The following is a 13274-nucleotide window of genomic DNA, read 5'->3' as shown; positions in this document are numbered from 1 at the left end:
ACCCGCCACGCATTCCCCGCTATGCTGACCGTTGCGCGAACGAAACCGAGGAGCATGCAATGTCCGTCCGTCTGGTCGTCATGTGTGCGCTGGCGCTTGCCGCGTCCGGCGCGTTCTCGCAGCCGCTGCCGCCCGGGCAGCAGCCTTCGGCGCCGCAAGCGGCGCTTGCCAATCCCGCGTCGGTCAACTGCGTGAAGCTCGGCGGCCGCCACATGATCCGCAACCTGCCGAGCGGTCAGGTCGGGATGTGCGTGTTCAAGGACGGCCGCGTGTGCGACGAATGGGCGCTGTACCGCGACGACCGCTGCGTCGGCGGTGGCGGCGCCAAGCGCGTGTCGAACTGAGCGCGGCGCGGCCGCCGCGGCCGGACCATGTTCCGGCCCGATTCTCAATGTGGGCATCCTGCATACCTGTAAGCCTCTTGTTATACTCGGCGCCGCCCGGGGACGACCCCGGGTCATTCGATTCAACGGGGACGGCCCCATCCGATACGGAGTAATCGAGATGGCGTGGGTATTGTTGTTGATCGCCGGTTTGCTGGAAGTGGCCTGGGCGGCCGGCATGAAATCGTCAGAGGGTTTCACGAAACTCTGGCCGTCGGTGTTTACGATCGTCACGTCGCTCGCCAGCTTCGGGCTGCTCGCGGTCGCGATGCGCCAGCTGCCGCTCGGCACCGCGTATGCGGTGTGGACGGGTATCGGCGCGGTCGGCGCGTTCGTGTTCGGGATCGTCATGATGGGCGAGGCGCTGACCGTCGCCCGCGTCGCGAGCGCGTCGCTGATCGTGCTCGGGCTGGTCGGCCTGAAACTGTCGTCCGCTGCCTGATGCCGACCTGCCGGGCGCCGACTGGCGCCCGCGCCCGGCCGTGACGCACCGCGGAATTGCGTCGGCCCTCCTGAGAGCCTGTCTATAATGGAACGCATTCGGGCCTGAATGCCGTTGCGCCGTTCGCGGCAGGCGGGGCCGGTCGCCACGCGCCCCGCGGCCGGTCATACCGACTCGATCCGATCAATCGGCAAATCGCACGGCACGTGCAAGGAGAGGGCCATGATCGAAGCCATTTCGCTCGGCGCGGGGCTCGCGTGGGCGAGCGGGCTGCGCCTTTACCTGACGGTTCTGATCGCCGGCGTGCTCGCGCGGGTCGGCTGGCTTCATCTGCCCGATACGCTGGCGGTCCTGACGTCGCCGTGGGTCATCGGCGCCGCCGCCGTGCTCGCCGTCACCGAATTCCTCGCCGACAAGATTCCCGCATTCGATTCGCTGTGGGACGCCGTGCACACGTTCATCCGCATTCCGGCCGGCGCGGTGCTGGCCGCCGGTGCGCTCGGTCATGCCGACCCGACCGTGCTCGCGGTCGCCGGGCTGGCTGGCGGTTCGCTCGCCGGCGCCGCGCACGTCGCGAAGGCCGGCACGCGCGCGCTGATCAACCTGTCTCCGGAACCGATCTCCAACTGGGTCGCGTCGTCTACCGAGGACGGGCTCGTGTTCGGCGGCCTCGCGCTCGCGTTCTTCGTTCCGCTCGCGTTCCTCGTGCTGCTCGCGGCGTTCATCGCGGCGTCGGCGTGGGCGCTGCCGCGTCTGTGGCGCGGCGTGTCCGGCGGGTTCCGCGGGATGGCCAACCACATGGTGACGCGGCTCAACTCGATCGGGGGCAAGCGCGATTGAAGGCGCCGTCACCCGCCGAGCGGCAGCACGCTGACCCGTCGCCGGCCGGGCGGCCCGGCCACGCCGGCCGCTTCGGCTGGCACGACCTGATCCACCAGGCCGCGCGGATGACCGCACGCGACTGGCGTGCCGGCGAGCTGACGCTGCTCGTGCTGGCGCTGGTGCTCGCGGTCGCGGCGCTGACGAGCGTCGGTTTTCTCGCCGACCGGTTGCGCCAGGGGCTCGAGCGCGACGCGCGCCAGATGCTCGGCGCCGATTTCGTCGTGCGTGCCGACCATCCCGTCGATCCGTCGTTCGATCAGGAGGCGCGCGCACTCGGGCTGCGCACCGCGACGACCGCCATCTTCCCGAGCATGATCGCGTCGGCCGCCGGCGGTCACGCGAGCGACGCGGCACCCGCGCGCCTCGCGGCCGTCAAGGCCGTATCGCCCGACTATCCGCTGCGCGGCGCGGTCGAGATCGTGCCGGCCGGCGCGAGCGCCGCGCACAAGGCGACTGCGATTCCCGCGCCCGGCACCGTGTGGGCCGATCCCGCGCTGCTCGATGCGTTGCATCTGAAGGCGGGGGACACCGTGCGCGTCGGGCTGCGCACGTTCACGGTCGCCGCGTCGATCTCCCGCGAGCTCGATCGTGGCTTCTCGTTCGTCAATTTCTCGCCGCGGCTGATGATGCGCGCGGACGAACTCGCCGCGACCGGGCTCACGGGCTACGGCAGCCGCGTCACGTACCGGCTGCTGATTGCCGGCGACACGCCGGCCGTCGCGCGCTTCGAGGCCTACGCGCACGGGCGCGTCGACGGCGGCAAGCTGCGCGGCGTCGGCCTCGAATCGCTGCAGGAAGGTCAGCCGCAGGTGCGCCAGACGCTCGATCGCGCACGCCATTTCCTGACGCTCGTCGCGCTGCTGACCGCGCTGCTCGCGGCGGTGGCGATCGCGATGGCCGCGCAGCGCTACATGCGGCGCCATCTGGACGGCTGCGCGACGATGCGCTGTCTCGGCGTGAGCCGCCGCACGCTCGGCGCGCTGTTCGCGCTCGAATTCGCGGGCATCGGCATCGTCTCGGGCATCGCGGGCGCGGTGCTCGGCTACAGCGGCCACTGGGCGCTGCTGGCTGCGCTCGGCGGCCTGATCGAGGTCGCGCTGCCGCCGCCGACACTCTGGCCCGCGCTCGTCGGGGTCGGCGCCGCGCTCGTGCTGCTGCTCGGCTTCGCGCTGCCGCCGCTCGCGCCGCTCACGCGCGTGCCGCCGGTGCGCGTGCTGCGGCGCGACTGGGGCGACGCGTCGCGTATCGCGTGGGCCGCATATGCGATCGGCGTCGTGATGTTCGCGGGGTTGCTGATCGTCGCGGCGGGCAACCTGAAGCTCGGGCTGATCGTCGCGGGCGGGTTCGCCGGCGCGCTGGTCGGTTTCTCGCTGATCGCGAGGCTCGTGCTGTACGTGGCGGCGCGCGCGGTGCGCAATGCGCGCGTGGCCGCGGGCATCGGCTGGCGCTACGCGCTCGCGTCGCTGCACCGGCGCGGCACGGCGAGTGCGCTGCAGATCACCGCGCTCGCGCTGGGCCTGATGTGCCTGCTGCTGATCGCGATCACGCGCAACGATCTGGTCGCCGGCTGGCGGCAGTCGACGCCGCCCGATGCGCCGAACGAGTTCCTGATCGACATCCAGCCCGACCAGCGCGACGACGTCGCGGCGTGGCTCGCCGCGCACGGCGTGCGCGACGCGGTGCCCGCGCCGATGGTGCGCGGCCGGCTCGTCGCGATCAACGGCAAGCCGGTGAACCCGGACGCGTATCCGTCGGACGAGGCGCGCCGGCTCGTCGACCGTGAATTCAACCTGTCGTATACGACCGAGCTCCCGTCCGACAACCGGATCGTCGCGGGCGACTGGTTCGGCCACTCGGCCAGGCCGGAGATCTCGATCGAGGACGGGCTCGCGAAGATCCTGAACGTGAAGCCGGGCGACACGCTGCGCTTCGACGTGACGGGGCTGACGGTCGATGCGCCGATCACCAGCGTGCGCAAGCTCGACTGGGGCTCGTTCCGCGTCAATTTCTTCGTGCTGATGCCGCCGCCCGTGCTGAAGGATTTCCCGGCCGTCTACCTGACGAGCTTCCACCTGCCTGCCGAGCAGGCGGCGCTGCTCGATCCGCTGATCGCGCGCTACCCGAACCTCACCGCGATCGACGTCGCGCCGATCCTCGCGCAGCTGCAGCGGATGATGCTGCAGGTGGTCGGCGCGGTGCAGTTCCTGTTTGGGTTCACGCTCGCGGCCGGCGTGCTCGTGCTGTACACGGCGCTCGCCGGCTCGCGCGACGAGCGTGTGCACGAGGCCGCGCTGCTGCGCGCGCTCGGCGCGTCGCGCGCGCAGGTCAATGCGGTGCAGCGCGCGGAATTCATCGTCGTCGGCGCGCTCGCCGGCGCGCTGGCGTCGGCGGGCGCGATCGCGGTCGGCTGGGTGCTTGCATCGCGCGTGTTCGACTTCCAGCTCGCCGTCGATCCGTGGCTCGTGCCGGCCGGCATCGCGGCCGGCGTCGCGTGCGCCGGTGCGGCCGGCTGGCTGAGCCTGCATAATGTGTTGCGGCGCCCCGCGCTGCAGTCGCTGCGCGACGCCTGAGCGTCGCCGGCGGCCCCGAATATCCCGTTTCCGATTATCCGTAATGACCGATGTGAATGATGATGCGCCGTCGCAGCCGACGGCGTTCGAGCTCGTGGGCGGCGAAGCCCGCGTGCGCGAGATGGTGGACCGTTTCTACGACCTGATGGACCTCGAGCCCGAGTTCGCGGAGATTCGCGCGTTGCATCCGGCGTCGCTCGACGGTTCGCGCGACAAGCTGTTCTGGTTCCTGTGCGGCTGGCTCGGCGGCCCCGACCACTACATCAGCCGGTTCGGCCACCCGCGGTTGCGCGCACGGCACCTGCCGTTCCCGATCGCGTCGGTCGAGCGCGACCAGTGGCTGCGCTGCATGGCGTGGGCGATGGAGGACACCGGCTTGCCCGAGCCGCTGCGCGAGCGGCTCATGCATTCGTTCTACGACACGGCCGACTGGATGCGCAACCGGCCCGGTTGATCGACCGGTACGCCGCTGCCCGGACGCTGGACGATCTGCGTATGGGTGCCGATCCGGTGCGGCGCGACACTGACCGTTTCCCCGATCGATACGAGGTCCCCCGATGACGACCCAGGCCCTGTTTCGCGAAGATGCCTATCTGACGCAATGCGACGCCGTCGTCGCGGCCGTCGGCGATGACGGCATCCGGCTCGACCGCACCGTGTTCTATCCGCTCGGCGGCGGCCAGGCTGGCGACAGCGGCATGCTGACGCTGCCCGACGGCGGCACGATCGCGATCGCCGACACGCGCAAGGCGAAGTTCGACGGCGCAACCCCCGACGACGCCGTGCACGTGCCCGCGCCGGGCCAGGAGGCGCGCGTAGCGGCGCTCACGCCCGGCGCGCGCGTGGTCGCGGACCTCGACTGGCCGCGCCGCTACCGGCACATGCGGCTGCATACGGCCGCGCACCTGATGTGCGCGGTGCTGCCGTACCCGGTCGACGGCTGCAGCGTGACGGCCGACTACGTGCGGCTGGATTTCGCGACGTCCGACGCGATCGATCGCGTCGACGTCGAGCGCCGTCTCGCGGAGCTGGTCCGCGGCGCGCATGCGGTCACGACCGAATGGATCACCGACGCGGAGATGACCGAGCGGCCCGAGCTCGTGCGCACGATGAGCGTGAAGCCGCCGATGGGGCTGGGCCGCGTGCGGCTGCTGCGCATCGCCGGCGTCGACCTGCAGCCGTGCGGCGGCACGCACGTGCACAATACGTCGGAAATCGGCGACCTGCGGGTCGCCAAACTTGAAAAGAAGAGCGCGCGGACACGGCGCCTCGTACTGGAGTTTGCATGACGATCGACAACCTGATGGACAGCGCCGCGGCGCTCGATCCGCAAGCGCGCGAGATTCTCGATTTCTGGTTCGGCGAGCCGGATTCGGCCGAGTTCGGCCACGCGCGCAAGGTATGGTTCAACGGCGGCGCGGCGTTCGACGACGTGCTGCGCACGCGCTACGGCGCGTTGCTCGACGCCGCGTGCGACGGCGCGTGCGATCGCTGGGCCGCCACGCCGCTTGGCGCGCTCGCGCTGATCGTGGTCCTCGACCAGTTCTCGCGCAACATTCATCGTGGCACGCCGCGCGCATTCGCCGCCGATCCGAAGGCATTGGCGCTCGCACGGCGCGTCGTCGCGGCCGGGTGGGACGCGCAACTGCCGAGCGGCCATCACCGCGCGTTTGCGTACCTGCCGTTCGAACATGACGAGTCGGATGAGAGCCAGCGCGAGGCCGTGCGGCTGTGCGCGGGCATTCGCGGCGAGGCCGGGTGCGAGAGCTATCACGACTTCGCGCTGCGCCACGCGGCCGTGGTCGAGCGCTTCGGGCGATTCCCGCACCGGAATGCGATTCTCGGTCGCGCGTCGACCGACGAAGAGGCGGCATTCCTGCGCGAGCCCGGTTCGTCGTTTTGACGTGCGCAGCGGTGGCGCGCCGGGCGTGACGCCGCGCTCGCGCACCGCTTGCGTCGCATGCCGGAGATCACGACGGCGCCGTTGCGCGGCGCCGCCTGGCATCACGGCGCGTCGTGTTCTTCAGGCGTGCGCACGTAGACGCGCAGCAGTTCCTCGTTGTCGCCCGGGCGCGCGCCGGTCCAGAACAGTTTCCATTCGCTGCCCGGCGCCGGATCGACGGCCCGCACGCCCTGAACGATCATCCACGTGCAGCGCGTCGTCTTCGCGTCGTCGATCGGCGTGTGCTGGATCCCGGAGAAGTAGTACAGCATCGGCGCTTCCGACTCGCCGAGCCCGTGCAGGCTCGCCATGCAGTCGCCGTCGCTCCATTCGAGCGCGAGATGCGCGTTCAGGTCGTCGAATACCGACCGGTAGCTCTTCGCGACGTCGAGCCACGGCAGCAGCAGCGTATATATGAGGCCCCATGCCACCAGCGCGCCCGCGCCCCACGACAGCGCGCCGCGCCACAGGCCGGTCGTGCGCAGCTTGGGCAGCAGCCACAGCCAGCCGACGGTCAGCACCAGCGCGCCGATCACGAACCCGGGCTCGATCGGCATCGTCCAGTCGAGCGGCAGCCAGCGGCCGAGCGGGGCGAGGCTCGCCCGCGATGCGCGCGGATCGGCCATCACCGCCCAGATCACCCACGCGAGCGCGACGGCGGTACCGAACAGCAGGCGGCTCAGGTAATCCCAGGCGAGATGCAGCCCGCGCGGCAGGCGTTCGATCGCCTGCGCGGCGACCAGCGCGAGCGGCGCGAAGAACGGCAGGATGTAGAGCTGGCGCGAGGTCGCGGACACTTGCAGCACCGCGAGGCCGATGCCGGCGAACAGCACGGGCAGCGCGACGCGCGGCGCGTGCCAGTCACGCCATGCGCCGCGCACCAGCGCGACGATCGCGAGCGGCGCGACCGGGAAGCCGACGAGCAGGAACGCACGCAGGATGAAGAACGGCTTGTCGTTTTCCGCGCCGAGTTCCGGCACCGAGAAGCCGAAGAAGCGGCCGACGTTGTTGTCCCAGAACCACGTCATGAACAGCGTCTCGGAGCGCAGGAACAGCGCGGTCGGCCAGATCAGTGCGAACGGTGCGAACACGAGCGCGGCGACTCCGAGCGAGCGCGCGAACGCGCGCGTACGGCAGGCGGGGTAGAGCACCAGCGCGCCCATGAGCGTGGCGGCGAACACCAGCGGCACGAATAGCCCCTTCGCCATCAGCGCGATGCCGACGCCCGCGCCGAACATCGGCGCGGCCCAGCGGCTCGACGGCTGCATCGGCAGCGCATGCCGCATCTGCTGCGCGCGCGCGACGTGCTGCATCACGAGCTCGAGCAGGCCGCAGAAGGCCATTGCCGTGCCGGCGAACAGCGCGACGTCCGTCATCATGTCGTGCACGTGCTTGATGACGACGAGCGTGCCCGCGCTCAGCACGACGGGGCCCATCACGCGCAGCTCGAGCCAGCCTTGGGCCCGGCTGGCACTGCGTGCCGCGCGGGCGATGAAGCCGAACGCAAGCGCGGCGAACAGCGCGCTCGCGAGCCGTGCCGCGTCGTGCAGCGGCATCACGCGCTGCAGCAGCCACGCGAGGCTCGTCGCGACCCACGCGTAGAGCGGCGGCTTTTCCATGAAGGGCAGGCCGGCGTTGGTCGGTACGACGAAGTCGCCCGTCTCGAGCATGTGCTGAATGATGCCGAACGTATAGGTTTCGTCCTGCTTCCACGGATCGTGGCCGAGCACGCCCGGCAGCGTATACGCGCAGACCAGCGCGGCGACCAGCAGCCAGACGCGCCAGCCGAGCCGCAGCACGCGATCGCCGACGCCGTTCGTCGCGCTCGCGCCGGCCACGGCGGGCGTGCCGGCGGCATTGAGCGTCGCGTTGAGGTCGGGATCGGCGGCTGATCGGGCGTGCGTGGCCGAAGCGGGCACGGAGGACGTGCGTCGCCGGCCGGGTGCTGCGGTTCCGGGCATGGAAAAGATCTCGGTCGGGTCAAGCCGGTCCGGCGACATGGGCCGGAACCAATAAGGGGCACATCAAGGCGAGAAAGACAGCCGGTGACCGGCCGTTTTCAGGCTTGGCGCTAGTAAAGCATGGAACTGTTACGAACGTTTACTGAAATGGTCACGATATTGTGGAGATTTGTGGTGTCGTGACCAGGGGAATGTTTCAGTCGGCCCGTTTTGGTGCCTTGGAGGGCGATTATCGTCCGCCGCCGACGTCGAGCAGGGCGCCCGTCGTGTATGACGCCGCGTCGCCGAGCAGCCAGACGATCGCCTCGGCGATCTCCTGCGCTTCGCCCGCACGGCCGAGCGGTGTCTGCGCGCCGAGGCGCGCCGCGCGGCCCGGCTGGCCGCCGCTTGCATGAATTTCGGTCTCGATCAGCCCCGGGCGCACCGCGTTGACGCGCACGCCGTGCGGGCCGAGCTCCTTCGCCAGGCCGATCGTCAGCGAATCGACCGCGCCTTTCGAGCCCGCGTAGTCGACGTACTCGTTCGGCGAACCGAGCCGGGACGCGATCGACGACACGTTGACGATCGCGCCGCCGCGCCCGCCGCGGTCGGTGGACAGCCGGCGCGCGGCTTCGCGTGCGCACAGGTAGGCGCCGAGCACGTTGGTGTCGAACATCCGCCGCAGCCGGTCGACCGGCATGTCGGCGAGCGACATCGACGGCGCGACGATCCCCGCATTGTTGACGAGCGCATCGAGGCGGCCGAACGCCGCCGTGACTGCATCGAACATCGCGTTGACGTCCGCTTCGTCCGCGACGTCGCCGGCGACGACGCACGCGCGTGCGCCGGCGTTGCGAACGGCTTGCGCGGTCAGTTCGGCGGCCGCCGCGTCACGCGCGTAGTTGATGCCGACGTCCCAGCCGCGCTCGGCCGCGAGCACGGCGGTCGCGCGGCCGATGCCGCGGCTCGCGCCGGTGATCAGGACGGCTTTGCGATCGGACGGTGCGGGCATCGCGCGTGGCTCCCGGGAAGCGTTACTTGGCCGCGTCGTCGGACGCCCACTTGTCGCGGACGGGCGGCTGGTAGCGGCGCAACTGCTCGATCAGCGCGACCGGTTCGGAGTCGATGCACAGCGCGTCGAAGTAGGTCGGACGCATGAAGCCTTCGTCGACCGTATGGCGCAGCAGCGCGATCAGCGGATCGTAGAACGAATCGATGTTGTACACCGCAACGGGCTTGCGGTGATAGCCGAGCTGCGCCCACGTATAGACCTCGAACAGTTCCTCGAGCGTGCCGGCGCCGCCGGGCATCGCGACGAACGCGTCGGCGAGGTCGGCCATCATCTTCTTGCGGTGGTGCATGTCGGGCACGACGTGCAGCTCGGACAGCCCGGTATGACCGACTTCCTTGTCGACGAGCAGCTCCGGGATCACGCCGACCGCACGGCCGCCGGCCGCCATCACTTCATCGGCGATCACGCCCATCAGGCCGACACGGCCGCCGCCGTAGACGAGCGTCAGGTCCGCATCGACGAGTGCGCGGCCGAACGCGCGCGCGGCGTCCGCATAGACGGGCCGCACGCCGGACGACGAGCCGCAATAAACACACACTGCCTTCATTGTTTCGTATCCTTCGCGGCGGGCTTGGCGGTGACCGGGCTGCCGGCGGGGCGCGGCGAACCGTCGCGCGGCGGCAGGTAGTCGGTGAACTGGCGCTTGGGCAGCTTGCCGGAGACGAGATCGTCGAACAGCTGGCGCGAACGGCCGCGCAGATACGGGGCCATCACCGAGATCACGTGCATGCTCACCTGGTGCAGCTCTTCGCGGATCGCGTCCTGATCGTTGTATTTGCGCGGATGCATCACGTACTGATACGACAGCCAGTACGTCGAGATCACGGCCATGTTGGTGGCGATGACTTCGATCTCGGCCGGCGTCGCGACCATTTCGGCGTCGGACACGAGCAGTTCGCACATGTCGTGCGCGAAGCGCACTTTGTGGCTGATGATCTGCTTGAAGTGCGTCTCGAGCGTGCGGTTGCGCGCGAGCAGGTCGTTGAGGTCGCGATACAGGAACCGGTAGGTCCACATGAAGTCGGCCATGTACTGCAGATACGACCAGGTCTCGTCGATCGTCGGACGGTGATCTTCGGGGAAGCGCAGCCGCCGTTCGATCTGCTGCTCGAACTGCGCGAAGATGCTGTTGATGATGTCGTCCTTGTTGCGGAAATGGTAGTACAGGTTGCCTGGACTGATTTCCATTTCCTCGGCGATCGTCGTGGTCGTGACGTTCGGCTCGCCGATCTCGTTGAAGAGTTTCAACGACAACTCGAGAATCCGTTCGCGGGTGCGGCGGGGAGGTTTCGCTTCCATGTCGTCCGGCCCTGTGTGTGCCGGACTGGCGGGCGCTGCAATCGATGCTGCGAGATTCGTCCGGCGCGGGTTGCTGTTCTAAGTCTAGCGGACGATTATAAACCGCTGTTTCCTGCCAACGGGCGCATTTCGTGATCGCGCGCGTTCCCGGCGCATGGTGCACCGCCGCACGGCGGCGATGCCGCGGATGCCGCTAGAAGCCGAGCCAGCGCGCGACGACCGGGCCGAGCACGAAGCCCCACGTCGTCACGCACGCGAACAGCGCGACCGTGACGGCCGCGCTGCCGAGGTCCTTCGCGCGCTTCGACAGTTCGTGGCGCTCGAGCGAGATGCGATCGATCGCGGCCTCGACGCTCGAGTTCAGCAGTTCGACGATCAGCACGAGCAGCACCGACGCGATCAGCAGCGCGCGTGACGCGGCCGGGACCGGTGAGAACGCACCGATCGGCAGCATCAGCGCGGCGAGCGTGAGCTCCTGGCGAAAGGCGCTTTCCTCACGGATCGCGACGCGAAACCCGTTCAGTGAATGCTTGAGCGCGTACCACGCGCGCGTGATGCCGCGATGGCGCTTGTACGGGTTCGGCGGCAGCGGCGCCAGACGATCGTCGGGGCCGAGCGGTTCGTGCGTGTGCACGTCCGCGTCGGCGTGCGGCTCTTCTTCGTCGAACGGATGAGGCAGTTGCGCCGTCGCGGCAGCGGGTGGGATCTTGTCGTTCAGGTCTCGTTTCAAACGGCGGCACCTTCGGCGGGCGAGTACGAGGTCTTCGGCAGCGGCTTCAGATGCGATGCGAACTGCTCGGACGCCGCGCGCCACGAGAAGCGCTCGGCCCACGCGCGGGCAGTCTCGCGTTCGATCTTCAGCGCCTCGAGGCAGGCTTCCTGCAGGTCTTCGTGCATCGCGCCGGCAGCGCCCCCGCCGAGCACGTCGATCGGGCCCGTCACGGGGTAAGCGGCGACCGGCGTGCCGCACGCGAGCGCCTCCAGCAGCACGAGGCCGAACGTGTCCGTGCGACTCGGGAACACGAACACGTCGGCCGCAGCATACACCTTGGCGAGCTCGGTTTGCGACAGTACGCCGAGATAGTTCGCTTCCGGATAGCGCGATTTCAGCTCGGCGAGCGCCGGGCCTTCGCCCGCGACCCACTTCGAGCCCGGCAGATCGAGACGCAGGAACGCCTCGACGTTCTTCTCGATCGCGACGCGGCCCACGTACAGGAAGATCGGTCGCGCGGTGTTGAGCACCTTCGACTCCATCGGCCGGAAGATGTCGAGATCGACGCCGCGCGTCCACAGCACGACGTTCGTGAATCCGAACTTCTCGAGATCCTGCTTCACGACCGGGGTCGGCGCCATCACCGCGAGCGACGGCCCGTGGAACCAGTGCAGGAACTTGTAGGTGGCCGACAGCGGGATGCCGAAGCGCGCCTGCACGTATTCCGGAAAGCGCGTGTGATACGCGGTCGTGTACGGCAGCTTGCGCGAGCGTGCATAGCGTCGCGCGGCGAGGCCGAGCGGGCCTTCGGTCGCGATGTGCAGCGCGTCGGGTGCGAACGCATCGATGCGGGCGCGCAGCTTGCGGTACGGCAGGATCGACAGGCGGATCTCGGGGTAGGTCGGGCAGGGCACCGTGCGGAATTCCAGCGGCGTCAGCATTTCGACCCGGTGGCCGAGCGCGGTGAGTTCGCGGCAGGTGCTCTTCAGCGTGCGCACGACGCCGTTGACCTGCGGTTCCCATGCATCGGTGACGATCATGATCTTCATCGCGGCTGTGTCCTGTAAGTGGAGTTGTGTCAGGCGGTGGCCTTGGCCTTGCGCGACGGGGCTGCGGACGGCGCGGTGCGCATCGCCGTCCAGTAGACGATCTTCAGTTCGCCTTCCATCGTTTCGACGAGGGCGGACAGGCTCTCGACCCAGTCGCCGTCGTTGCAGTACAGCACGCCGTCGATGTCGCGGATCTCGGCCTTGTGGATGTGCCCGCACACGACACCGTCGCAGCCGCGGCGGCGCGCTTCGTCGGTCATCACGGTCTCGAACTGCGAGATGAAGTTCACCGCGTTCTTCACCTGGTGCTTCAGGTACTGCGACAGCGACCAGTACTGGAAGCCGAGCCGGCTGCGGATCCGGTTGAACCAGCGGTTGAGCACGAGGATCAGCGTGTAGAGCGTGTCGCCGAGATACGCGAGCCATTTCGCGTGCTGGATCACGCCGTCGAACAGGTCGCCGTGCACGATCCACAGACGCTTGCCCGCGAGCGTCGTGTGAAACGCCTCGCCGCGCACCTGGATGTCGCCGAACGCGAGGTCGCAGAACTGCCGCGCGCCTTCGTCGTGGTTGCCCGGGATGTAGACCACCTGCGTGCCCTTGCGCGCCTTGCGCAGGACCTTCTGCACGACGTCGTTGTGCGCCTGCGGCCAGTACCAGCCCTTCTTCAGCTGCCAGCCGTCGATGATGTCGCCGACGAGGTACAGGTACTCCGAATCGTTATGGCGCAGGAAGTCGAGCAGGTACGGCGCCTGACAGCCGCTGGAGCCGAGATGGATGTCGGACAGCCAAATCGTGCGGTAACGATGCGCGGACGGTTCGGGGTCGTCATGCTGCGTCGCGTGCGCGGCCGGCGGCTCGTGCGTCGAAAGGGCATCGGTTGCGGCCGAGCCGGACAGGAAGGCGGTGACGGCGCGGGCGCCGAGCGGTTGACGGAACAGGGAGGTCGCGGACGTTTTCTGGCCCATGCATGACTCGCGCCG

Annotated in this window: 14 protein-coding genes; 7 read left to right on the top strand and 7 right to left on the bottom strand. The window is 69.2% G+C overall.

Translation table 11 applies throughout. The annotated features are described in order from the left end of the window. Window positions 1-59: 59 nt before the first annotated feature. The 7 genes from LMA02_RS11735 to LMA02_RS11705 all read left to right on the top strand — a co-directional run bounded on the left by LMA02_RS11735 (window position 60) and on the right by LMA02_RS11705 (window position 6180). The gene (locus LMA02_RS11735; RefSeq protein ID WP_006752203.1) at window positions 60-344 is read left to right on the top strand and encodes a DUF333 domain-containing protein; all 285 of its coding nucleotides are present in this window, start codon (window positions 60-62) and stop codon (window positions 342-344) included. A 160-nt stretch (window positions 345-504) separates the two neighbouring features. Then, entirely contained in the window at window positions 505-825 is a 321-nt protein-coding gene (gene sugE, locus LMA02_RS11730; RefSeq protein WP_228905025.1) for a quaternary ammonium compound efflux SMR transporter SugE, read from the top strand. Window positions 826-1047: 222 nt separating this feature from the next. Continuing rightward, window positions 1048-1665, top strand: coding sequence for a DUF4126 domain-containing protein (locus tag LMA02_RS11725; protein WP_012364337.1), 618 nt, complete (start codon window positions 1048-1050; stop codon window positions 1663-1665). A gap of 107 nt (window positions 1666-1772) precedes the next feature. Next, window positions 1773-4277 (top strand): ABC transporter permease, encoded by a 2505-nt coding sequence (locus tag LMA02_RS11720; RefSeq protein ID WP_228907631.1) that lies wholly within the window; start codon window positions 1773-1775, stop codon window positions 4275-4277. A 43-nt stretch (window positions 4278-4320) separates the two neighbouring features. Then, the gene (locus LMA02_RS11715; protein WP_006754237.1) at window positions 4321-4731 is read left to right on the top strand and encodes a group II truncated hemoglobin; all 411 of its coding nucleotides are present in this window, start codon (window positions 4321-4323) and stop codon (window positions 4729-4731) included. Between the two features lie 103 nt (window positions 4732-4834). Next, complete coding sequence (locus LMA02_RS11710; RefSeq protein ID WP_228905023.1) at window positions 4835-5566, top strand: alanyl-tRNA editing protein; 732 nt, start codon at window positions 4835-4837, stop codon at window positions 5564-5566. Then, on the top strand, window positions 5563-6180 hold the full coding sequence (locus LMA02_RS11705) for a DUF924 family protein (RefSeq protein WP_228905021.1): 618 nt from the start codon (window positions 5563-5565) through the stop codon (window positions 6178-6180). The genes LMA02_RS11710 and LMA02_RS11705 overlap by 4 nt, the downstream gene beginning before the upstream one ends. Window positions 6181-6281: 101 nt before the next feature. On the opposite strand, the gene LMA02_RS11700 is transcribed toward LMA02_RS11705, so the two are convergent. The 7 genes from LMA02_RS11700 to LMA02_RS11670 all read right to left on the bottom strand — a co-directional run bounded on the left by LMA02_RS11700 (window position 6282) and on the right by LMA02_RS11670 (window position 13259). Further along, on the bottom strand, window positions 6282-8180 hold the full coding sequence (locus LMA02_RS11700; RefSeq protein ID WP_228905019.1) for an ArnT family glycosyltransferase: 1899 nt from the start codon (window positions 8178-8180) through the stop codon (window positions 6282-6284). A gap of 229 nt (window positions 8181-8409) precedes the next feature. After that, window positions 8410-9171 (bottom strand): SDR family oxidoreductase, encoded by a 762-nt coding sequence (locus tag LMA02_RS11695; RefSeq protein ID WP_228905018.1) that lies wholly within the window; start codon window positions 9169-9171, stop codon window positions 8410-8412. Window positions 9172-9193: 22 nt separating this feature from the next. Next, a complete protein-coding gene (locus LMA02_RS11690; protein WP_166726011.1) occupies window positions 9194-9778 on the bottom strand; it encodes a TIGR00730 family Rossman fold protein in 585 nt (194 codons plus the stop codon). Beyond that, window positions 9775-10530 (bottom strand): TetR/AcrR family transcriptional regulator, encoded by a 756-nt coding sequence (locus LMA02_RS11685; protein WP_059680581.1) that lies wholly within the window; start codon window positions 10528-10530, stop codon window positions 9775-9777. Before LMA02_RS11685 ends, LMA02_RS11690 begins: the two co-directional genes overlap by 4 nt. Before the next feature lie 193 nt (window positions 10531-10723). After that, window positions 10724-11260, bottom strand: coding sequence for a diacylglycerol kinase (locus tag LMA02_RS11680; RefSeq protein WP_228905017.1), 537 nt, complete (start codon window positions 11258-11260; stop codon window positions 10724-10726). Continuing rightward, on the bottom strand, window positions 11257-12291 hold the full coding sequence (locus LMA02_RS11675; RefSeq protein WP_228905016.1) for a glycosyltransferase family 4 protein: 1035 nt from the start codon (window positions 12289-12291) through the stop codon (window positions 11257-11259). Before LMA02_RS11675 ends, LMA02_RS11680 begins: the two co-directional genes overlap by 4 nt. A gap of 29 nt (window positions 12292-12320) precedes the next feature. Beyond that, the gene (locus LMA02_RS11670; protein ID WP_228905015.1) at window positions 12321-13259 is read right to left on the bottom strand and encodes a UDP-2,3-diacylglucosamine diphosphatase; all 939 of its coding nucleotides are present in this window, start codon (window positions 13257-13259) and stop codon (window positions 12321-12323) included. Between the last annotated feature and the right edge of the window lie 15 nt (window positions 13260-13274).

It is taken from the genome of Burkholderia sp. B21-005 (assembly GCF_020843965.1).
GTDB lineage: Bacteria > Pseudomonadota > Gammaproteobacteria > Burkholderiales > Burkholderiaceae > Burkholderia > Burkholderia ambifaria.
The sequence above is the reverse complement of the archived record's forward strand: the minus strand, read 5'-3'. Positions and strand labels throughout refer to the sequence as shown.

Bases quoted from the DNA above. Each gene is read 5' to 3' on its own strand.
- LMA02_RS11705 (WP_228905021.1), top strand. From the start codon at position 5,563: ATGACGATCGACAACCTGATGGACAGCGCCGCGGCGCTCGATCCGCAA.
- LMA02_RS11715 (WP_006754237.1), top strand. From the start codon at position 4,321: ATGACCGATGTGAATGATGATGCGCCGTCGCAGCCGACGGCGTTCGAG.
- LMA02_RS11685 (WP_059680581.1), bottom strand. From the start codon at position 10,530: ATGGAAGCGAAACCTCCCCGCCGCACCCGCGAACGGATTCTCGAGTTG.
- LMA02_RS11710 (WP_228905023.1), top strand. From the start codon at position 4,835: ATGACGACCCAGGCCCTGTTTCGCGAAGATGCCTATCTGACGCAATGC.
- LMA02_RS11725 (WP_012364337.1), top strand. From the start codon at position 1,048: ATGATCGAAGCCATTTCGCTCGGCGCGGGGCTCGCGTGGGCGAGCGGG.
- LMA02_RS11675 (WP_228905016.1), bottom strand. From the start codon at position 12,291: ATGAAGATCATGATCGTCACCGATGCATGGGAACCGCAGGTCAACGGC.
- LMA02_RS11720 (WP_228907631.1), top strand. From the start codon at position 1,773: ATGACCGCACGCGACTGGCGTGCCGGCGAGCTGACGCTGCTCGTGCTG.
- LMA02_RS11700 (WP_228905019.1), bottom strand. From the start codon at position 8,180: ATGCCCGGAACCGCAGCACCCGGCCGGCGACGCACGTCCTCCGTGCCC.
- LMA02_RS11690 (WP_166726011.1), bottom strand. From the start codon at position 9,778: ATGAAGGCAGTGTGTGTTTATTGCGGCTCGTCGTCCGGCGTGCGGCCC.
- sugE (WP_228905025.1), top strand. From the start codon at position 505: ATGGCGTGGGTATTGTTGTTGATCGCCGGTTTGCTGGAAGTGGCCTGG.
- LMA02_RS11695 (WP_228905018.1), bottom strand. From the start codon at position 9,171: ATGCCCGCACCGTCCGATCGCAAAGCCGTCCTGATCACCGGCGCGAGC.
- LMA02_RS11735 (WP_006752203.1), top strand. From the start codon at position 60: ATGTCCGTCCGTCTGGTCGTCATGTGTGCGCTGGCGCTTGCCGCGTCC.
- LMA02_RS11670 (WP_228905015.1), bottom strand. From the start codon at position 13,259: ATGGGCCAGAAAACGTCCGCGACCTCCCTGTTCCGTCAACCGCTCGGC.